Source organism: Cronbergia sp. UHCC 0137 (assembly GCF_034932285.1).
Classification (GTDB): Bacteria; Cyanobacteriota; Cyanobacteriia; order Cyanobacteriales; family Nostocaceae; genus Cronbergia.
Genome location: NZ_JAYGHC010000044.1, coordinates 22,957 through 42,893, shown reverse-complemented (window position 1 = coordinate 42,893; position 19,937 = coordinate 22,957). Strand labels below are relative to the sequence as shown.

Below are 19,937 nucleotides of genomic sequence, written 5' to 3'. Positions count from 1 at the left end.
GAGTATACCTTTAGAGGTAATTAAACAAGTGGCATCAGATAATTGAGTAATAGTAGTGTATGTATCTTAGACTATAGCTGGCTCTAATTGTTAGAATCAAGGAAACAATTAACAATGTAAAAATATGAAGCTAAGAGTAATTCTAGAACCTAGTGATGAAGGTGGCTACACCGTTTATGTTCCTTCCTTGCCTGGTTGTATCAGTGAAGGGGAAAATCTTGATGAGGCATTAGCAAATATTCAAGAAGCTATAGAGTTATACCTTGAACCTGTAGAAAACGAATTTTCCACTCAGGAAGGTATCATTGTTCGAGAGTTGGTTCTATGAGTAAAGTTCCCAGCCTTCCATACACTAAAATCATAGCTGCTCTAGAACGAGATGGATGGATTGTGGTTCGTCAACGTGGTAGCCACATTCGATTAGAGAAAGAACTGACTGATGAAGTCCTTAAATTGACAGTTCCGGCTCATAAGCCTGTTAAACGCTCTACTCTTGCACATATTTTGAAACAAGCCCACACTGATGTTGAGCGATTTCTTGATCTCCTATGATGTGCGATCGCCTATCTCAACACAGGCAAATGTTGGGTTTCCTTGCGTCAACCCAACCTACAATTTTTTGGGTGAACTGTATTTAGTTACATCTCCGATTCAGTATTTGGGGTAGATAAGCCTTCAAAGGCAGGACAATAACCTTCAAGGGTGACTTTAAAGTTATACAATGGGGAAACAGGATTCCAACACCTCTGGCCTCTTTGGTATCTACAAGTACCGCAGCAGTCGGTATCAAACCATGTATGTCCGCTATTTTGGTTGAGTAGTTCTCGTTGAGATAACCCCCGCAGGACTAATTCTTCTCCTTGCCAACGAGCTTCAATTAAACCCGTATCAGCGAATTGTTGCCAACGGGGATCGGCTGTCACTAGATCGGGAAGGGTAACGGTGATGACTGTTCCTAATTCTGTGAGTTCCCCTTCATAGTTGGTTTCTGGGGCAGATGGTTGTAAAAATGTTTCCCCGATTGGTAATTCTACTAAAATACCAGCAGCAGGAGAATGGACATGATAGCGATTTTGTAATTCTTCTAAACCTGTTAGGTCTGCTAAATAAGCAGGAGAACCGTGAACAAAAACGACGTGCTGGGGTCGTAAATTATGAATTAGTTGTGTTGTCCCTGGTCCATCACTATGTTGAGCTAAAAGATAATTTTCGATGGTGGTGGGTGCTAAATATTGTTGATTAACTTGGATATTTATTTTTTCTGGGAGGAGAATTAGCCAAGGTGTGCTGTTAGATTGACAATATTTATTTAAATCTGCTGTTGAATCGGTGAGGACAATACAGGGTGAGTTAGCTAAATCCGCGATATTTTCGGCTTTTAAGCGTCTTACACGGGGTTTGATTCTTTCATCCCAAAATAGAGGTTGATGACGGGCAAAGTTTTGAACTGAGGATGGGAGGTGGGGTAATAATTCTAAGTAGGCATCACAACCAACGGCCACAGCACCATCTACCCAGATATCTAAATTTTTACCGGTGAAGTGGTGATGAGAGCGTAAAAGCATCAGTAGTTCTTGTCCTAACCCTAAAGCGGGTGTGGGTAAGATTACAGAAGTGCGATCGCTAATGGCTCGATCAATCCGTTCTGCTAGTTGATTTTCTTGGTGACGACGGTGGGGATGACGGGATGTACCATAACTGCCTTCAATTACTAACACATCCAAATTTAAACCCCGTAATTCTTCTAAACGTAAACCTTCCACCAGACGGGAATTAGATAGGAAAAAATCGCCAGTGTAGAGTAATTTATAAGCCTTCTGGAGGGTGTTATAGGTGAGGAGAATGGCTACAGCCCCCGGTAAATGACCTGCGGGAAATAATTCGACAATTAAACCCTCTTGGATTTCGATGGGCGATCGCAACGGCAGCGCGTGACAAAATGAGGGATTTTCTGGAAGCTCTTGATCTAGCCAATTGAGTGGTAATAACTTGCTTGTCACCTCACTGGCATAAATAGGTAGCAGAGGGAAAGCCTGATGGAGCGATCGCAACCCCCTAGCATGATCTGGATGGGCGTGACTAATTAATACTAAATCTGCTGGTAGTGGTGAACTGCCCTTTCGTGCCGATTTAGTTAATCCCCTAGCCAACACAGAAACATCCGTTAAACCTAAGTCTAACAGAATACGGTGTGGACCCATCCGCACCAATAAACACACACCCTCATCTTGATGCTGGACACTATAGGGAAAACATTCCAACTCATGAGCCGATTCTCCAGCATTAGGGCGAGTGAATACCGATAGATCATCCCTCATAGCTCTGCCCTCAAACTTTTTTTAATTCACCAAACTCTGGTTTTAATGGGCAGAACCATTACCATGATAGTTTTCTGAGTCATAAAACCCATTTTTTGTCCCGAAAAACAAACACGCCAGTGTAAATACAACTGTCAATACCACTAAAATCAATTTTACGTCCATTTGTCTATATACCCTTGACTAAAGACTTTTTTATCTTAATAGTTGATTTTTACATCCTGATCAAATCACTAGAAAATCTTTACTATGCTGGGGTAGATAGGGCAAATTTACACCAACCATTTTTTTTCAAGACTTTGCAACTTACCTGTCCATCTTTATAATATAGTATCCCTCATCCACAAAATTATGGCTGTTGCCACAAGAAACACTTGGTTTAAGCGGAATTTTTCTATGCCAGTAAAGCAACCTTCCGCACATCTCAAAACAAAGACAGAAAAAACCTCTTCCCCTTCTGCTAAACCGACAATAGCAAATTCTCCAGTAAATTCCCTAAAAAGGCGTAGTTCGCACAAAAATCTATCGGATGATTCCTTGAATGCCGGGATGAGCAGACAATCAAATAAACAGATACCTGTAGTACCAACCGCTGAGGCTGTACCTATTTGGTTACACAACTTGTATCATATCCATCGTTATTCATCAATGGGAGCATTTTTGTTGGTGGCAACGACCTTGGTAATTTATGGTTTTACTGTATATTCCCAAGAGCTTTGGAGTAATTCTTATCGACGCTTGAAAAATCTCCAACGTTATGAACGACAGTTAAATACAACTAATGCGACATTAACCAGTAAAATGGCTCAGGAAGCAGAAAAGCCAAAAACCGGACTGGTATCACCAACTCCTCAAGGCACGATTTTTTTACCATCTGCCTCTCCTGATCCTATTTCTCAATCATCTAAAACAATTCTCAATTCTGAACTACAACTGCAAACTCCCGCACCTTTGGGATACTAACATGAAAGGGCAAATGGGGAAGGGTAAAAATAACCCAATGCAGAAATTACCAAAAAGGAATTTCCAAAATTTGCAGAATTTAGAATTTCAACGTCCAAGGAGAGTTTCTAGCCCAGGGACGGATGAAAAAGTCGCTGGGAAAAATGAAGATTATATCCCCAAAATTCAGTCTCGATTGTTGATAGTGTGGGGGATTTTAATTGCTGCGGGTTTAGGCTTGGCTTTCAGCGTATATCAATTACAAATTGTCCAGGGAGCAAAACTAACAAAAAGGGCGCGAAACCAACAAATGGTGAATTTACGTCCTTTTATGCCCCGTCGTCCCGTGATAGATCGGACTAATAGTATTTTGGCAATTGACCGTCCGGTTTATACTTTATATGCCCATCCTAAATTATTTGGTAGATCTAATGAAGAAATGGCAAAACAAATTGCCCCGATTATTAATAAAGATGCGGCTGAGTTAGTCAAGATATTTAAAAATAAGAGAAGCGGAATTATAGTTGTATCTGCCTTGTCAGAAGATATTGCTGATCGTTTAATTTCTTTGAGGCTGGATGGTTTAGAGTTTATTCAAAAATACTCCCGATTTTATCCCCAAGATGATTTGGTAGCTGATGTGGTGGGCTATGTTAATCTTGACCGTCGTGGTCAGGCTGGTGTGGAATATAGTCAGGAAAAGTTTTTGGAACGTGGAGGAGAAACGGTGCGGTTGAGTCGATCTGGGAATGGTTCGTTGATGCCAGATCATGCACCGGAGGGATTTTTGCATTTTGATGATTTTCAGTTGAAATTGACAATAGATAGTCGGTTACAACGGGTTGCCCGTGCTGCTTTGAAAAAACAAATTGACACCTTTAAGGCTAAACGGGGGGGTGTGATTGTGATGGATGCAAATGATGGTTCTATACTGGCTTTGGTGACTCAACCTACCTACAATCCCAATAAGTATTCTCAATCGGATATTTCTCTGTTTAGAAACTGGTTGGTGGCGGATTTGTATGAACCGGGATCAACATTTAAGCCGTTGAATATAGCGATCGCTCTGGAAAATGGTGTAATTCAACCAGAGGATGTTTTTAATGATCCAGGAACAATCAAAGTGAGCGATCGCACGATTAAAAATGCCGAAAGAACAGGTTACAGAAGGTTAAATATTGCTGAAATTCTCCAAACATCTAGCAATGTGGGCATGGTACAAATAATTCAGCGTTTGAAGCCCTCTTTGTACTACAACTGGTTAGAACGTTTAGGTATAGGACAAAAAATTGATACGGATTTGCCCTTTGAAGTCGGTAGTCGGCTTAAAAATCAAGAGGAATTTATTAACTCATCCATTGAACCAGCAACTACTTCTTTTGGACAAGGGTTTTCACTGACTCCATTACAGTTAGTGCAAATGCACGGTGCGTTAGCTAATGGTGGTAAGTTGGTTACACCACACGTAATTCAAGGGTTAATTGATAGCAAAGGACAAATGCACCATTCACCCGATTTCCCCAAACCCCGGCAAATTTTTTCGTCTACTACTGCTCAAACTGTAGTCGAAATGATGGAAACTGTGGTTGATCAAGGTTCTGGTAAAGCTGCAAAAATTCCTGGTTATCGCATCGGTGGCAAAACCGGCACAGCCGAAAAAGCCAGTCCTAAAGGTGGTTACATTAGTGGTGCAAGAATCACCAGTTTTGTGAGTATTTTACCAGTGGAGTCTCCCCGTTATGTAGTTTTGGCTGTGGTAGATGAGCCAAAGGGAGCAAATGCCTATGGTTCTACTGTGGCCGCACCTATTGTTAAAACTGTGATGGAAACTTTAATTCCCATTGAACAAATTCCTCCTAATCCAGCAAAATAATCAGGATGAGTTTTAATTATTTTGTAGGACTTACAGCAAATTGTCATCAAATGTACCACAGATGGAAGAGGAATTAAACGCAGATTAACGCAAATTAACGCAGATGAAGGATCAATTCCAGATTATTTTTGTGGTGGGTTTAATCCAAAACTGCTGTAAATATCGTTCGCGTAGCGTGCCGCTTAATCTGTATAAGAAATGAGGCAAAAATTTTAACATTATTACAAAATATTGTCTCTTTCCCGTGTTCCCTGTTCCCTCTTGCCAACTGGTAATTTATTGAAGAGAAACCACCATAATTCTAATCCAATTAAACCTAAGCCGCCAACAGTGACAGCTATTTTTAATGCTAAAGGTTGCTCAATTTGGTGGAATTGATTAATTTGTTCTGAGTGAGAATCTGGCATTGTGGCTGAAACTGTGCTTGATGTGATTAATATTAACCCAGCAAGACTTCCCAAAAGGTTTTTTTTGTTCAACATTTAATTTTTAGTTCCTGGTTGAAAATTACGCAATCGTAAAGCATTGGTGACTACAGAAACAGAAGAAAAAGCCATTGCTGCACCGGCAATAATCGGATTGAGTAACCAACCGAAGATCGGGTAAAGAATACCTGCGGCAATGGGAATACCAATGATATTGTAAATAAAGGCAAAAAATAGATTTTGCTGAATATTATTGATGGTCGCACGACTGAGTTGAATAGCGGTGACTATTCCTTGTAAATCTCCAGAAATTAAGGTGATATCACTAGCAGCGATCGCTATATCAGTCCCCGTACCAATAGCAATCCCTACGTCTGCCTGTGCCAGTGCTGGGGCATCATTAATGCCATCCCCTACCATGCCAACTATTTTAGATTGCAGAGATTTGATCATGGCGGCTTTTTGGTCTGGTCGAACTTGGGCAAAGACTTGAGTAATACCGACTTGGAGAGCGATCGCTTCCGCAGTATTACGATTATCTCCTGTTAACATTACTACCTCTAAACCTAGTTTTTGTAAAGCCTTCACTGCTACAATTGAAGAAGGTTTCAAAGCATCAGCAATACCCATAATTCCTGCTAATTCCCCATCTACAGCCAGCCAAATCACAGTTTTACCTCCACTTTCCCAACCATCTTGATATTGTTGGAGGGCATCGGTATTGATTCCCAATTCTGTCAACCAGTGTTTTGTCCCAATCTGCACCAAATGTTCATTTACTATGCCTTGCACACCACTACCAACCACAGCTTCAAAATCTCCAACTTCTGCCAAATTTACCCCTTGAGATTGGGCATATTTCACCACTGCTTCCGCTAAAGGATGTTCAGAATATTTTTCAACTGTTGCAGCTAATTGTAATAACTCAAGTTCGTAATTATTGGCTGTTCCTTTAATAGTAACAAAATTTGTAACCGTCGGTTTACCTTGAGTTAAAGTCCCCGTCTTATCTAATACTATAATTTGAATTTTGTGGGCTAACTCTAAACTTTGAGCATCCTTAATTAAAATTCCATTTTCTGCACCTTTACCAGTTCCCACCATCACAGAAGTAGGTGTTGCTAAACCCAAAGCACAGGGACAGGCAATGATTAAAACCCCAACTGTCGTGATAGTAGCCAGGGTGAGATTACCCATGATATTAAACCAAATCACAAAAGTAGCGATCGCGATCGCTATCACCACAGGCACAAACCACCCTGTTACCCGATCTGCTAACCTTTGAATTGGGGCTTTAGAACCCTGTGCATCTTGTACTAATTTGACAATTTGCGCTAAAAATGTGTCCTTTCCTACTCTTGTTGCCCGAAATTTAAAACTACCAGTTTTATTAATTGTCGCCCCAATTACCTCATCTCCTGTTTGTTTTTTTACTGCTAAACTTTCCCCTGTAACCATCGCTTCATCTACCGTTGAAACCCCCTCAATAACTTCTCCATCAACGGGAATTTTTTCTCCCGGACGTACCAAAATCACATCATTAACTATCACTTCTGAAATGGGAATATCTATTTCCACACCACCCCGAATTACCCTGGCTGTTTTGGGTTGTAGTCCCATCATTTTGCGAATAGCTTCCGAAGTTTGTCCCCTAGCGCGACCTTCTAAAAATCGCCCCAACAAGATTAAGGTAACAACAATTGCTGCCACTTCATAATAAACATGAGCTTCTAAACCTTGGTTAATAAATAAACCAGGAAAAAGTGTGACAATCAAAGAATATAAATAAGCTGCACCAGTTCCCAAAGCAATCAATGTGTCCATTGTCGCCGTATGGTGTTTAAGAGACTTCCAACCGCGAGAATAAAAAGATCCCCCACACCAAAATTGAATCGGTGTTGTTAATACCAACTGTACCCAAGAATTATGTAAAATTTCGGGAATGAAAGGCAATTTCAACCCAGTCATCATTGGTAAAGAACCCACAAATAAGAGAATGCTAATCACACCCCCCACTGCCAATTTTCGCTTCAATTCCTGTTGTTCTGCTAATTGGCTAGTTTTTTCTCCATCATCATCTTCATCAGTTACAGAATAAGAAGAATAACCCGCAGATTCAATGGCAGTTTGAATTTCTGCTAAATTGGTCTTGTGGGAATCATAATTAATAGTGGCTTGGTTTGCTGCAAAATTAACATGACAATCGATCACCCCAGAAACAGCAAGAATCGCCTGTTCAACGTTGTTAGCACAAGCAGCGCAACTCATACCCCGGAGTTTAAGAGTGAGATTATTCATAATATTTAGTAGTGAGTAAATAGGGGCAAAAATCCTGACACATCCCTCTCCTTGCTAAGGCTACCGTGTACACACAAGTCCTGTTAACATTAAATCGGCGGTTAGAAACCGCAACTACACAGGCATAGCGCGTAGCGGATTCCCGTAGGGAAGGCCACCTCCGTGGGTTAAAAATAAGTAGTTTTTCTTCAGTCCACGCAGGTGGACTTTGTTTGTGTAGCCGTGATTTCTAATCGCCAGGGCTTGTTTTAGGTAATCAGATCACTTGTGTGTACACCGTAGTCCTTGCTAAGGAGAGGGACAGATTTTGCGTTGCAAAATCAGGGTGAGGTGTTTTGAAATTTATTGGTCATTGAGTAAGTTTGATCTAACTTCATGACAAAGCTTTCACGTCCCTATTCTGTTATGCAGGAGGATAACCAGCAGCAACCAAAGCTTCCTTAATTGATGTTTCTGAAGCTTGAGTTTCTACACTTACCAATTTGGTTGTTGTATCAGTTTCAACTGTGGCATTACTATCAATAGCTTTAACTGCATTGGTAATATTAGTGGCACAAGCAGAACAAGCCATTCCGGGAACAGTGAGTTTGATAGACATAGGTTTCAACAATTAAATAATAAACAAATCAAGATCCTGTGGTTTTTTTCCCCTTATCAGGAAGGATTGAGGGCATTTCCACCCAAAAATAGATAATTTGTATTGCTTTGTTACCAATTTTGGGTTTAGAGTCCTGCTAAATTCATCTTATACTCTCTAGTTGGCTGGAGGGTCTAGAGATTAGTTTGTTTATCGGAGAAATTTAGGATTTACGCACAAGTCACTGGAAAATAAACCACAGAGGCACAGAGTTCACAGAGAAATAAGATTTTGAGAAATATTTTGCGTAAGTCCCGAAATTAATTTCTCACCATATCTTCAGAACTGGAAACTTGGACTTAGGAACGCGGTCTTGGAGGTTTTCTCCATGAACTACTGTCGCGAGGAACGCAAAGTAAAGAAGAAAGGTAATCTTTTCTGTATCGTAGTAATAGCCGATTAAATATATTGATTAGTGAATATGCAAATACAAACACCAGATTGGGTTAAACACGCAGTTTTTTACCAAATTTTCCCTGATAGATTCGCTAAAAGCCAACAACCGCGCAAACGCTTATTACATAATGTCAAATGGGAAGCTTGGGAAGCTATCCCCACACTCCAAGGTTATAAAGGTGGAGATTTGTGGGGGGTTTTGGAGGAATTAGACTATATTCAAAGTTTAGGAATTAACGCCATTTACTTTACACCCATCTTTCAATCTGCTTGTAATCACCGCTATCACACCCACGATTACTACCAGGTTGACCCACTATTGGGAGGTAATGAAGCATTTAAAGAATTGCTAGAGGCAGCACACCAACGAAATATTAAAGTAGTTCTAGATGGGGTATTTAATCATGCTAGTCGGGGATTTTTCTTTTTTCACGATATTTTAGAAAATGGACCCCATTCACCCTGGGTAAATTGGTTTAAAATTCAAGACTGGCCGCTTGCACCCTATACAGGAGATTTACCTGCTAATTACGTTGGTTGGGCAGGAAATCGGGCTTTACCAGTATTTAACCATGATAACCCAGAAGTACGGGAATATATTATGGAAATTGCCGAATATTGGTTGAAATTCGGTATTGATGGTTGGCGTTTAGATGTACCTTTTGAAATTAAAACTCCTGGTTTTTGGCAAGAATTTCGTCAACGAGTCAAAGCAATTAATTCAGAAGCTTATATTGTGGGAGAAGTTTGGGGAGATTCCCGTGAATGGTTAGATGGGACTCAATTTGATGGTGTAATGAATTATTTATTTGCCGGTCCAACTATTGCTTTTACCGCCGGCGATCGCGTAATTTTAGAACAGGTGCAAAGCCGTGACTATCAACCCTATCCACCCTTATTTGCTCATGAATACGCCGCTAAAATTCAAGCATTACTAGCACTTTACCCCTGGGAAATTCAGCTAACTCAACTCAATTTACTCGCAAGTCACGATACAGCCAGATTAATGACTATTGCTGGTGGTGATGTAGCAAGTGTAGAATTAGCGACTTTATTATTACTCACCTTTCCCGGTGCTAGTAGTATTTACTATGGCGATGAAGTCGGTTTACCAGGAGCAATTGATCCTGATTCTCGTCGGGGATTTCCCTTAAAAGCTAACTGGAATTTGGAGATATTAAACACCCATAAACAATTAATTTCTCTGCGTCATCAATACCCGGCTTTGCGTACAGGTAGTTATCAAGTTCTCTATGCTGAGGGAGCATTATATATCTTTGCTAGAACCTTGGGAACAGAGGAATTAATTATTGCGGTGAATGTAGGAACTGCATCTGCAAAAGCTAATTTTGATTGTAGTAATTTACAAAATCAACCCAATCAAATTTTATTTGGAAATGCAGAACTTGAATGGAAGAATACAGTCCTTTCTGTAAGTCTTCCCCCCCGGACTGGTTGTATTTTGGGCTAGGTCGGTTAAGCTAAAAACATTAAATCAGGTAGGTTGAGTTGAGGTTAGGAAACCCAACATTTACGGGCTTTTGTTGGGTTTCACTGTCGCTTAACTACAAAAACTGTTCCCTCTTACCGACTGGTCATTTAGCATAACAAGTACCGTAGAGCCAATTATTGTTCTGTTTGAGAATTGAGTTTTTTGGCTTTGATTTCGTTTAAGTGTTGGATGAGTTTTTGAGCAGTTTCATTGGAGGAGCTAGACTCGTTGGCGCTGAGTTCCGTCTGAGTATTATTTGGGGTTTCTGGTTCAGATACCCTAGAAGATTCAGGAGTTGGAACTGGCTTTAATTTTGTTGGTTCAGATACCCTAGAAGATTCGGGAGTTGGAACTGGTTTTAATTTTATTGGTTCAGATACCCTAGAAGATTCGGGAGTGGGAACTGGTTTTAATTTTGTTGGTTCAGAAACCCTAGAAGATTCAGGAGTTGGAACTGGTTTTAATTTTATTGGTTCAGATACCCTAGAAGATTCGGGAGTTGCAACTGGCTTTAACTCAGAAGCGGAATTAGAACTATTGCTACTACTCCTACTACTATGTTTAAACTGTAAGTGGAATGGATAAGAAGTAGTAGCTTGTTTAATCCCTTTAGGTGGATTAGCGTTAAAAAATTCTCTAGCTTTAGCTTGCAATTCTGGGGAAATTGAGCGGTCTTGGAACTTAATCTCTAAGACTTTACCATCAGCATCTACAACTAATCTACCTAAAACATTACCTTCTAAACCTGCTTTTTCAGTAGAGACTATTTCACGAATCACCCCTTGTTCTTGAGCATTGGGGTATTCTTGCTGGATGTCTTTTCTGAGAGAACTGTAAGAGTTGAGGTGTGCGAGTAACTGTTCTGTAGATTTTGTTGGTGACTGGTTATCTGTGGGAAGTTGTTCGGTGGCAGCTTTTGGAGATGATACGCTTTTTTTGGCTAAAGCTAAAGCCAATCTTTCTTGTGTGACTAAAGGCTGTTCAGTTAAAGGTAGAGATTGGGGATTTTGTGCAATTGGTATTGTATTATCATTTATTTGGGTTTGTTGCCCATCACTAAATCTCTGTGTTGTGGTGGGAGTAACATCAATGACTTCAGGAGAAGGATTTTGTAGTGGCTCTCCAATTATTTGATTGTCTGCTTGGACTTGGGGTAATTTGTTAATATCTAATGGCGGAGTTTCCTGAATGCTGGCACGGGGGGCATCAATAAAAGGCGAATTGGCCGGAGAAAAACTACTTTTAGCCTTAAAATCTGAAATTTCGGCTCGGAAATTCTCTCTGGTATACTTCTCAATGGACTGTCTTCTGGGTAAATAGGAGAGTGTATATTGGTTAGCTGATGGTGGTAGTGGAGGTAATATTTGCTGACTAGGTGAAGGTGGTTGTAATAGGGGTAATGTTGATTGTCCTGGCAAGTTTAAGGGAGGTAGCTCCGATTGTAGTGGTAGTTTGGGTTGTGGTAAAGCTACTTGGTTGGTATTAGGAGGTTGGGGTAAGCGACTTTGATCTGCTTGACTCAATTCAATCAGTCCAACTGCTTGTGATGTATCTACTTGTTTAGGTTTATTGGAATCGACTGGCATTAATGGCACAATCAAGGCAATAGCACCGTGGATTCCGAGAGAAGCTATAGCGGCTATGCCAGTGGGTTGGCTTAAAGCTTCTGGTATATTCTTCAGTAAGGAGACGTAAGACATAACTGTTATCGTTCACTCAACTCAATTTATAGTTAACTAAGACTACAGGGAATTTAAAATCCTGATCAATTAGGCTTTTTGTTTATTGTGTAGCTGCCCTGGGGGGTATGATATTTTTATTGCCGTTTTTTAATACTAGCAATTTAAGATTTCAAATTATCTTGCTATTTTTAAGAGAGGGGTATCTGTTAACTCTAACCAATAATAACTTCTTGAGTTGATATAGGAAACAGGAAAATTAGGGTTTTTTTAAGTTTTTATTTTGTCAGGGTAAGTGAGTGATGCCAGATGGGGAATTTAGGCTGATTCCCTCAAGTAGTCAATAACCCTACTATTTAGTTTAAGTCAGTTTTTATTTTTAATGCTGTACACAGAATATCGTTTTAGTTTATGCCATTACCAACAGTCATTTTACCTGGTTACTTAGAAAGTGCGATCGCTTATCTTCCCTTAGAAAAATCCCTCCAAAAGTTGGGTTTTCCATCCATGACTGTTCCTTTACGCCGAAGGGACTGGGTGCCTCTAATTGGTGGTAGACCTGTAACCCCAATTATACAGCAATTAGATCGTACAGTCCAGCGAGCTTTAGATCAATATAATACCACCCAAGTTAATTTGATCGGTCACTCTGCCGGTGGCTGGATATCCCGAATTTATCTGGGAGAAAAACCCTATGGAGGTAGTCCCCAAGTGTCACCATCTGTATGGTTAGCTCACCCCTGGGTTGCTAATCTAATAACGTTGGGGACACCTCATGTTAGTCAAGAACGGTGGACGAGGTGGAATTTAGACTTTGTTAATAATAATTATCCCGGAGCTTTTTATCATGATGTCCGTTATGTCTGTGTAGCTGGCAAATCTATCTTTGGTGAAAGAAAACGAGGAAGTTGGTTAGCTTTCAGCAGTTATCAATTAACTTGTGGTGATGGGAATACCTGGGGAGATGGAATTACACCAATTGCATCTGCTCATTTACAGGGTGCGGAAAATATCGTGATTGAAGGAGTTCGACATTCTCCTAAGAGTCAGGGTCTTTGGTATGGTTCACCAGATATCTTAGCAGATTGGGTTAAGTATTTGAGTTAAATATCCTCAAAACTCCTGGAACATGGACTAAACCCTTACCCATAGAATCAAATTATTAAATCATGTTAAGTATAAATAGAGAAAAATTGAAAAAATCACAAAAACTCATGTATAATGTACCTTCGATATGGGTATATGACCATTTTCTTCATCAACTTTTTTCATCAACTAGGTAAACACTGTGACACAGGCTTCGTCTTCTTGGCAGCAATTAATTAACCAGCTTCCAGCGTTAAAAATAGGAAGACCAAAGCAGCGAAATTTAAAGCGGTTATTAGAACCTGGTAAGGTTCTAGGATTTCTCAGCCTGATTGTTGCCATGATACTTTGGAATTGGAAACTGCTGCTGGCTCTTGCTGTGGGGATTGGGGTAATGGGACTAGCTTACTCCATGTCTAAATGGAACTGGCAATTACGCTGGTTAGAAATAGCTCAGTTTTTCAACACTCCTAACACTCGCTTTGCTTTATCAGTGATTATGGGTGGTATTGCTACTGTTATCACGTATATGACAATTGCAATTTGGTTAGATTCTACCAGTCATTGGATTGCTGCTGGTATAATTGTCCAAGGTTTAGGAACACTCTTAACTTTAATTTTATTGGTGTGGCAACTGATTAGTCTACACAACCATCAAGATGAAGAATATTTAGATCAACTACTAAACAATTTAATAGTTGCAGATCCTCTAAAGCGGTTAATTGCTGTACGTCAATTAAGTAAATTGATCAATCGTCAACAAATAGATCCTTCAGTCCAACAAGATATTGTTCAATGCTTAGGACTCCTGCTCAGTCGGGAGGAAGAAACTGTGATTCGTGAAGCAGCTTTCAATAGTTTGCAAGCTTTGGATAACCTATCCATTAGACATATCCGGTAGAGATTGTAGAGCCGAGAATCCCTAAATAAGAAACCTCTCTACAGGGGGGTTTAGGTCACGCATATTTAATTTTTACCAGATGTCTATTAGATAGCTGAGAATTGGGGAGTGGGAAAAAATAACTAATTGCCAGTAAATTTCTGCATATTATGAATTTTCGGGTCAAAATCTCTAGAAAATCTGGTGCTATCATCATAACAAGCACCTGTTAAATTTGCTCCATATAACTTGGTATAGTTAAGCCTAGCTCCCCTCAGATTAGCTTCACGGAGGTTAACACCGCACAAATTAGCTCTAGTTAAATTCGCTTTTGCTAAATTTGCTCTGCTTAAATCTGCACCCCAGAGTTTAGCTTTAGCCAGATTAGCTTCACTTAAATCTGCCCCCCATAAATTGATACCTGGGAAGTAGACATTAATCAGTTTCGCTTTACTCAATTGGGCAGAAGGAAAATATCTCTCCCCTGCGGCATAACGGCGTTTAATTTGCTCAACATTCATATTTTCTTAACCTAATTGTAGCACAAAAAGTTATTTCTATATATTGATTTAGCCACAAAAATAGAACTATTTCTGTTCGTGGGAAAGCATTATAGCAGGAGTTAGAAGGGGCGTATTGCAATACGTCTTTACTTGTCAAAGGAGTTTCATGAATCGCTTAAGCCAAGTTACGCTAATAGCTGAAGCTAAGAGTAGTATTTTCCTTAATTCAGCAGTGTTCTGAAAAACAGCGAAATTTACACCAATAAAAGTTTTTATTATTTATTTATACACGAAAAAGCACCTGAGTTTTTTACGTTCCCAAGTGCTTTTTCGTATAACTTTATACCAGTTCACTTATTTAATGCAACATTTGAAACCCGCGACACTGCTATTTAGCAAAAGCACTGCTAGGATAACTTGTAACAAACATTTGGTGAAGTGGTACCACTCCTTGCACTATTAAGAATAGCTCTTTTTAACACAAATAGCTAGTGTGGATAGTGACACTTTATTAATTGACACTAAATAAAAACAACTCTAGCTAAATGGTAGTAAACAAGACAAAGCTAAACAGCCAGCATTTTGCTCTTTTGGTATCAAAATGCCGGATATTTTACTAAGGTTGTCAATGATGACAGACTATATTTTTAGGAACGGGCAACGAAAATGGTAACATCGACTTAACAGGTTAGGGGGTCAATGTGCCGAATAGAATTAGTTCAGTGGTAGGGTGGGTCAGAAATTCTATCTACCTACTGAGTTAGGATAGCGATCGCTCTTTGGGTTATGATTCAACTAATTCTGTAATTTGGCCGCCTCAGTTGCCGATATTCCCTCACCTTGAGTACCGAAATACCACAAAGCCACAGCAGCTTCAGCACGGGTTACAGGCTTCTTGGGTTGAAATAGTGTCGTATAGCCAAATACCCGGCGAATATTCGCTTGTTCGCCATTCTGAAAATCTGCTAACACTGCTCTTAGTGCCTTGGGTTCAATTTTACCCCCATCTTGAAAACCCCAAGTTTCTTTGACTGCTTCCAAATTAGCCGCAGGTAAGGCTTGGCGAGTATCTAAAGGCACTTTCCATAGTACCAACTGTTCTCGCGTTAAGGGTGCATCAGGACGAAATAAAACGGCTGTAGCATCTCCCGATAAAGAACTGGGAATTAAACCAGCTTCAGCTAATCCCTGAATAGCTGGAAAATCTGGATCTTGGGGTAACACATCTCTAAAAGTTGATGGAGTGCTTTCTGATGCCAAACGGACTTGTTTAGCGGGATTATTGGCATACATGACATTATTAGCAGCAACTAGCCAACGGGCGTATTCCCTACGGGTGATGATTTTACTGGGGTTAAACTGGTTGCTTATGGCGGTAGAATTGCTTTTAGTTGTATCTGGTGTTGTTGAAAAAATCCCTAATTTTGCTAAATCTTGGATATGTTGTTGCCATTGTGCTGGTAATTTATTCAGATCATTAAAGGTCTGAGATGTCAATAAATTAGACTGGCTGGTTGACGGGGTTGCCAAATTAGCATTAGGTGGCACTGGTCCAATAAACTGGGAATTATCTGATTGAGAATTAGGTTGATTTGTCGTGACAATATTGTTAGGAATATAATCAATTTGTAATTCTGTGGCTGTTTGGGGTTGATTGGGTGCAGAATTGGTGACAGATTGGGGCTGAATGGTAACTGTCACCAGTAAATCATTGCGTTTTGCTTCAAAAGAGCCTACATCATCTGTTGGCTGTTGCAAGATTTGCCAGTTGTTGTCTTGAAACTGACTACGGTAAAAGCTGGTAATTAAATTACTAGGATCAGAACTCTGCCAACGAGTCGATACTTTATTTGCTGAGTCGCTAACAGGTTTAACTTCCTCTAGTTTGGCATTGGGATATATGGGTATTTCTTGGGGAAAATCAGCAGGTAGAGCAGTTGTGGCTGTTACTTGTTGCCCCTTAGTTTGACCAAACACAACAGGGTTATTTTCCAAGCGAGGATCTGCGGCCAAAGATTGCTCCAAATTTTTTGCGGCGTTAGTACAGGCTGTTAATGTAGAGAGTAAAACAGCCAAACTCAGAAACATAGCTGGACGTTTACAGGGCAGCACGGGAAATCACACGTTGAATTTTCTCTCCTACAGTAGCATTTGGGAAAGGGAAAGGGGAAATCAAAAGGAAGAGGGCAGGGGGCAGGGGGCAGGGGGCAGGGGGCAGGGGGCAGGGGAGGCAGGGGAGGCAGGGGAGGCAAGGCGCAGGGAGAAAGGTGTTATCTCATACTGTTTGGTTAGGCAAATTTGTGAACTGAAAACCCTTGTAGAGACGTTCCATGGAACGTCTCTACATTCCTTAACCGAAAAGTATTGTTTCTAATTCTTCCTCCTGACTCCTAACTCCGGTCACTGAGCGTAGCCGAAGTGCTGACTCCTTACTCCTTACCCTAAGTAATTTTCTATATCTTCAATTTGGGGTGAGGGGAACTGTTGGATGAGTCGCCAAAGGATGGTGTAGCTGCCATTAGAATGGCGACGGACGGGACGAAAGGCTAGGATAATATCGCTGCTAGGTATTTGTGCTAATTGTTGGCGATCGCGGCTATTCTGGGGGGAAATGATCTCTGGGATTTGGAATTGAACCCAACGCACTAAATAAGTATGATTTAATTCGGCTTTCAAATCAGATAGCAAAACTTGACCTTGAGGCCAATTTTGATTTTTACCTGTTAAAAACCTTCTTTTATCTACCTGCAAAGCTTCTAACCCTGTGGGAGGTTGGTAGTTAAGAAAAAATTCTCCGATGGGACTAGCCACATTTTTTAGGCTTTGATCTAGCTTTTCTAGGGGAATATCGCCCAGATTGGTCATAAAACCATAATCTATTCCTTCAGACCTTAAATTAAAGTGATCACCAACGATTTGAAGTGCTAAACTAATTTTTATATCCCCTTTAGCTTTACTCAAAGACAGAAAGGGATAGGAATCCCTAACACTGGCGGATAATCTGTTCTGGAGTGTGTTCGGCTGATGACGGTAGGCCGAATCTGTTAATACTCGGAAAATGCCCGTGTTTGGTAACTTCAAAAACTGAGCGTAAATTTTTTGTTCTTGGGAATCAATATCGTAAGCAAAACGGTCAAGGGTCGCAGCAGTTTCCTGGGGATGAATAAATTTAGTTTTTGGGGGAAATGCAGTTAGGGCTGCGGCTAAAAATTGATTGGCAGTTTTAAGAGTGATGAGTGCTGCCTCTGGTGGAATAATAGCAGGCTGCATGGGTGGTACATAGTTAGCGATCGCTGTTTTTATGTTCCTACCAACTACTGGTAATGGAGATGAGCCTAAATTTGGTTCTCTGCCAGACAAAGGTGCTGCTAACTTTCCCAGATCAGGATACTGGACTGGAGCAATGGAAAGCACCGGATCTGATAGTCGTTCTCCAGAAACTAGAGGTAGCTGTCTAACCAAGGCCAACTCACCCCTCCGAGACAATAACCGATCTATGACAGGACGAAGCTTAAATAATTCCTGGTTATAAGCGTACAAAGAGCAGTAAATTTGTCCTTGGGACTTATTTAACTTTAAAGCCAAGGACTGCTTAGAGAAATTTCCGCTTGTAGTACAAAAAGTTTTTGGACTGGAGTACCGACGTTTGAGAAAGCTCTCTACAGAATAGGACTGAATAGTTAATTGTCCCCGAACAGATCTAATTTGATTGGGGTCTGGTTCGCTGAGTGCTTTTTCCAAGCGAGCAATCAAATAAATTTGCTGCTGTACGAGCCGACTGGCTGTGTTATAAAATCCCTCATCTGCTGAATCAATAACTAAATTTTGACTCAGATCCGATGGAGCTTGGTATTCCATAGCTAAGGTACTGCTAGGAGTGGTAATGAGCGCCAACGGGAGCAAAAATACCAACAAGATTTTTCTCATGTCAAAAACCTAGATTTGGATAGGGGTATGAAAAATCTAAAATAGATATTAAATTGAGAAAAACAACGAGTATCAACAGCCGTCAGTCCATTTTACTTTCTGTAAAGCGTCGCCAGGTTGTTACCAGTGCTGAAACAAGATTACATGGCAGTTTCCCCGGATCAGCCGATCTATTCTGAGGCTCCACTCCAACTGTTGCTTTTTGTCGATGGACGACCTAAGTCCCGCCAACAAGTACAGCGACTAAGGGGCTACTTAAAAGAATTAGAGGCTGAATATAGTTTTGAACTTGAGATTATTGATGTGGGTCAACAACCTTATTTGGCAGAACATTTTAAGTTAGTGGCCACACCCGCTTTAATCAAAATCCATCCCGAACCCCAGCAAACTCTAGCTGGGAGTAATATCATTACCCAATTGAAAACCTGGTGGCCTCGTTGGCAAGCTACTGTAGACACCTTTTTAAAGATACAGGAAGATTTACAAGAACGGATAGATGAAACTGTGCGGGTGACATCACCCAAATCCACAATTCAGTCGGTCGCTGTTTCTGCTGAACTGATCAAGCTTTCAGATGAAATTTTTCACTTGAAGCAAGAAAAAGAGAAATTGCAAGAACAGCTACAATTTAAAGACCGAGTGATTGCCATGTTAGCCCATGATTTGCGTAATCCGTTGACAGCCGCAGCGATCGCTATTGAAACGCTCCAATCTAACTTTAATTCAGATATGGGGGTGTTTCTGCGCCTTAAACCAGGGATGACGGTACATTTATTAAAACAAGCCCGTCATCAAACTCGGATTATTGATCGGATGATCGCTGATCTGTTGCAAGTGGGTCGGGGTAAGGATACGGAATTGCCGATTACACCGCAAAAAGTGGAATTAGGGCAACTGAGTTTGGATATATTAGCAGAATTGCGCGATCGCTATCTGGCCAAATCCCAAACTATAGATACAGATATTCCCTCAGACCTACCCCCTGTGTACGCAGATCCAGAACGGATTCGCCAAGTGTTAGTCAATCTTTTAGATAATGCCATCAAATACACCCCTGCTGGTGGCACTATTAGTCTCGCTGGGTTGCACCGTACTACCCAAAAAGTGCAGTTTAGTATTGGTGATACCGGTCCTGGTATTCCCCAAGAAAACCGCGATCGCATTTTTGAAAATCACTTCCGTCTACAACGGGACGAAGCCACAGAAGGCTATGGAATTGGTCTTTGTCTATGTCAACGCATCGTTAGAGCGCACTACGGTCAAATTTGGGTAGACTCAGCCCCCAATGGTGGAGCATGGTTTCACTTCACATTACCAGTTTATCCATTATAAGTAGTCGGACAAAATTAAATTCATTCGTTAAGAGAGGGAACAGGGAACAGCGGTTCGGCTACGCTCACCGACCAGGAACAGGCTTGCCCTGAGCGCAGTCGAAGGGGAACAGAAAAACCAGTTGTGTAATTAATTTTGTCTCATTACTT

16 protein-coding genes are annotated in these 19,937 nt (G+C 40.7%); 8 read left to right on the top strand and 8 right to left on the bottom strand.

Going from position 1 to position 19,937, the window contains the following annotated elements; genetic code table 11:
- Positions 1–124 precede the first annotated feature (124 nt).
- Positions 125–328 carry a type II toxin-antitoxin system HicB family antitoxin gene (locus tag VB711_RS19690; RefSeq protein WP_323287951.1) on the top strand — a complete coding sequence of 68 codons (204 nt, stop codon included), beginning with the start codon at positions 125–127 and terminating at the stop codon, positions 326–328.
- Positions 325–552, top strand: coding sequence for a type II toxin-antitoxin system HicA family toxin (locus VB711_RS19685; RefSeq protein ID WP_323287950.1), 228 nt, complete (start codon positions 325–327; stop codon positions 550–552). Before VB711_RS19690 ends, VB711_RS19685 begins: the two co-directional genes overlap by 4 nt.
- Positions 553–638: 86 nt before the next feature.
- Here VB711_RS19685 and VB711_RS19680 read toward each other — a convergent pair whose 3' ends face one another.
- Positions 639–2,318 (bottom strand): MBL fold metallo-hydrolase, encoded by a 1,680-nt coding sequence (locus VB711_RS19680; RefSeq protein WP_323287949.1) that lies wholly within the window; start codon positions 2,316–2,318, stop codon positions 639–641.
- Positions 2,319–2,714: 396 nt separating this feature from the next.
- On the opposite strand from VB711_RS19680, the gene VB711_RS19675 reads away from it, so the two are divergent.
- Both VB711_RS19675 and VB711_RS19670 read left to right on the top strand, forming a co-directional pair.
- Positions 2,715–3,281 (top strand): hypothetical protein, encoded by a 567-nt coding sequence (locus tag VB711_RS19675; RefSeq protein ID WP_323287948.1) that lies wholly within the window; start codon positions 2,715–2,717, stop codon positions 3,279–3,281.
- A gap of 37 nt (positions 3,282–3,318) precedes the next feature.
- Complete coding sequence (locus VB711_RS19670; protein WP_323287954.1) at positions 3,319–5,133, top strand: penicillin-binding protein 2; 1,815 nt, start codon at positions 3,319–3,321, stop codon at positions 5,131–5,133.
- A gap of 221 nt (positions 5,134–5,354) precedes the next feature.
- Here the strand turns inward: VB711_RS19670 and VB711_RS19665 are convergent, their stop codons facing one another.
- The 3 genes from VB711_RS19665 to VB711_RS19655 form a co-directional block, all read right to left on the bottom strand.
- A complete protein-coding gene (locus tag VB711_RS19665) occupies positions 5,355–5,615 on the bottom strand; it encodes a hypothetical protein (RefSeq protein ID WP_323287947.1) in 261 nt (86 codons plus the stop codon).
- Positions 5,616–7,856: a heavy metal translocating P-type ATPase gene (locus tag VB711_RS19660; RefSeq protein WP_323287946.1), complete on the bottom strand. Its 2,241-nt coding sequence runs from the start codon at positions 7,854–7,856 to the stop codon at positions 5,616–5,618.
- A gap of 403 nt (positions 7,857–8,259) precedes the next feature.
- Complete coding sequence (locus tag VB711_RS19655) at positions 8,260–8,454, bottom strand: heavy-metal-associated domain-containing protein (protein ID WP_323287944.1); 195 nt, start codon at positions 8,452–8,454, stop codon at positions 8,260–8,262.
- 460 nt (positions 8,455–8,914) lie between these two features.
- On the opposite strand from VB711_RS19655, the gene VB711_RS19650 reads away from it, so the two are divergent.
- Entirely contained in the window at positions 8,915–10,360 is a 1,446-nt protein-coding gene (locus VB711_RS19650; protein WP_323287942.1) for a glycoside hydrolase family 13 protein, read from the top strand.
- 155 nt (positions 10,361–10,515) lie between these two features.
- On the opposite strand, the gene VB711_RS19645 is transcribed toward VB711_RS19650, so the two are convergent.
- Complete coding sequence (locus VB711_RS19645; protein WP_323287940.1) at positions 10,516–12,081, bottom strand: hypothetical protein; 1,566 nt, start codon at positions 12,079–12,081, stop codon at positions 10,516–10,518.
- Positions 12,082–12,471: 390 nt separating this feature from the next.
- Between VB711_RS19645 and VB711_RS19640 the strand changes: the two genes are divergently transcribed.
- On the top strand, positions 12,472–13,167 hold the full coding sequence (locus tag VB711_RS19640) for a triacylglycerol lipase (RefSeq protein WP_323287939.1): 696 nt from the start codon (positions 12,472–12,474) through the stop codon (positions 13,165–13,167).
- Positions 13,168–13,348: 181 nt separating this feature from the next.
- Entirely contained in the window at positions 13,349–14,047 is a 699-nt protein-coding gene (locus tag VB711_RS19635) for an armadillo-type fold-containing protein (RefSeq protein ID WP_323287938.1), read from the top strand.
- Between the two features lie 122 nt (positions 14,048–14,169).
- On the opposite strand, the gene VB711_RS19630 is transcribed toward VB711_RS19635, so the two are convergent.
- From VB711_RS19630 to VB711_RS19620, 3 genes are all read right to left on the bottom strand, one after another.
- Positions 14,170–14,547 (bottom strand): pentapeptide repeat-containing protein, encoded by a 378-nt coding sequence (locus tag VB711_RS19630; protein ID WP_323287936.1) that lies wholly within the window; start codon positions 14,545–14,547, stop codon positions 14,170–14,172.
- 777 nt (positions 14,548–15,324) lie between these two features.
- Entirely contained in the window at positions 15,325–16,641 is a 1,317-nt protein-coding gene (locus VB711_RS19625; protein WP_323287935.1) for an S-layer homology domain-containing protein, read from the bottom strand.
- A 324-nt stretch (positions 16,642–16,965) separates the two neighbouring features.
- Positions 16,966–18,456: a hypothetical protein gene (locus VB711_RS19620; protein WP_323287934.1), complete on the bottom strand. Its 1,491-nt coding sequence runs from the start codon at positions 18,454–18,456 to the stop codon at positions 16,966–16,968.
- A 126-nt stretch (positions 18,457–18,582) separates the two neighbouring features.
- Here VB711_RS19620 and VB711_RS19615 point away from each other — a divergent pair, with 126 nt between their 5' ends.
- The gene (locus VB711_RS19615; protein ID WP_323287932.1) at positions 18,583–19,788 is read left to right on the top strand and encodes a histidine kinase; all 1,206 of its coding nucleotides are present in this window, start codon (positions 18,583–18,585) and stop codon (positions 19,786–19,788) included.
- Positions 19,789–19,937: the final 149 nt, after the last annotated feature.

Bases quoted from the DNA above. Each gene is read 5' to 3' on its own strand.
- VB711_RS19690 (WP_323287951.1), top strand. From the start codon at position 125: ATGAAGCTAAGAGTAATTCTAGAACCTAGTGATGAAGGTGGCTACACC.
- VB711_RS19685 (WP_323287950.1), top strand. From the start codon at position 325: ATGAGTAAAGTTCCCAGCCTTCCATACACTAAAATCATAGCTGCTCTA.
- VB711_RS19680 (WP_323287949.1), bottom strand. From the start codon at position 2,318: ATGAGGGATGATCTATCGGTATTCACTCGCCCTAATGCTGGAGAATCG.
- VB711_RS19675 (WP_323287948.1), top strand. From the start codon at position 2,715: ATGCCAGTAAAGCAACCTTCCGCACATCTCAAAACAAAGACAGAAAAA.
- VB711_RS19670 (WP_323287954.1), top strand. From the start codon at position 3,319: ATGCAGAAATTACCAAAAAGGAATTTCCAAAATTTGCAGAATTTAGAA.
- VB711_RS19665 (WP_323287947.1), bottom strand. From the start codon at position 5,615: ATGTTGAACAAAAAAAACCTTTTGGGAAGTCTTGCTGGGTTAATATTA.
- VB711_RS19660 (WP_323287946.1), bottom strand. From the start codon at position 7,856: ATGAATAATCTCACTCTTAAACTCCGGGGTATGAGTTGCGCTGCTTGT.
- VB711_RS19655 (WP_323287944.1), bottom strand. From the start codon at position 8,454: ATGTCTATCAAACTCACTGTTCCCGGAATGGCTTGTTCTGCTTGTGCC.
- VB711_RS19650 (WP_323287942.1), top strand. From the start codon at position 8,915: ATGCAAATACAAACACCAGATTGGGTTAAACACGCAGTTTTTTACCAA.
- VB711_RS19645 (WP_323287940.1), bottom strand. From the start codon at position 12,081: ATGTCTTACGTCTCCTTACTGAAGAATATACCAGAAGCTTTAAGCCAA.
- VB711_RS19640 (WP_323287939.1), top strand. From the start codon at position 12,472: ATGCCATTACCAACAGTCATTTTACCTGGTTACTTAGAAAGTGCGATC.
- VB711_RS19630 (WP_323287936.1), bottom strand. From the start codon at position 14,547: ATGAATGTTGAGCAAATTAAACGCCGTTATGCCGCAGGGGAGAGATAT.
- VB711_RS19620 (WP_323287934.1), bottom strand. From the start codon at position 18,456: ATGAGAAAAATCTTGTTGGTATTTTTGCTCCCGTTGGCGCTCATTACC.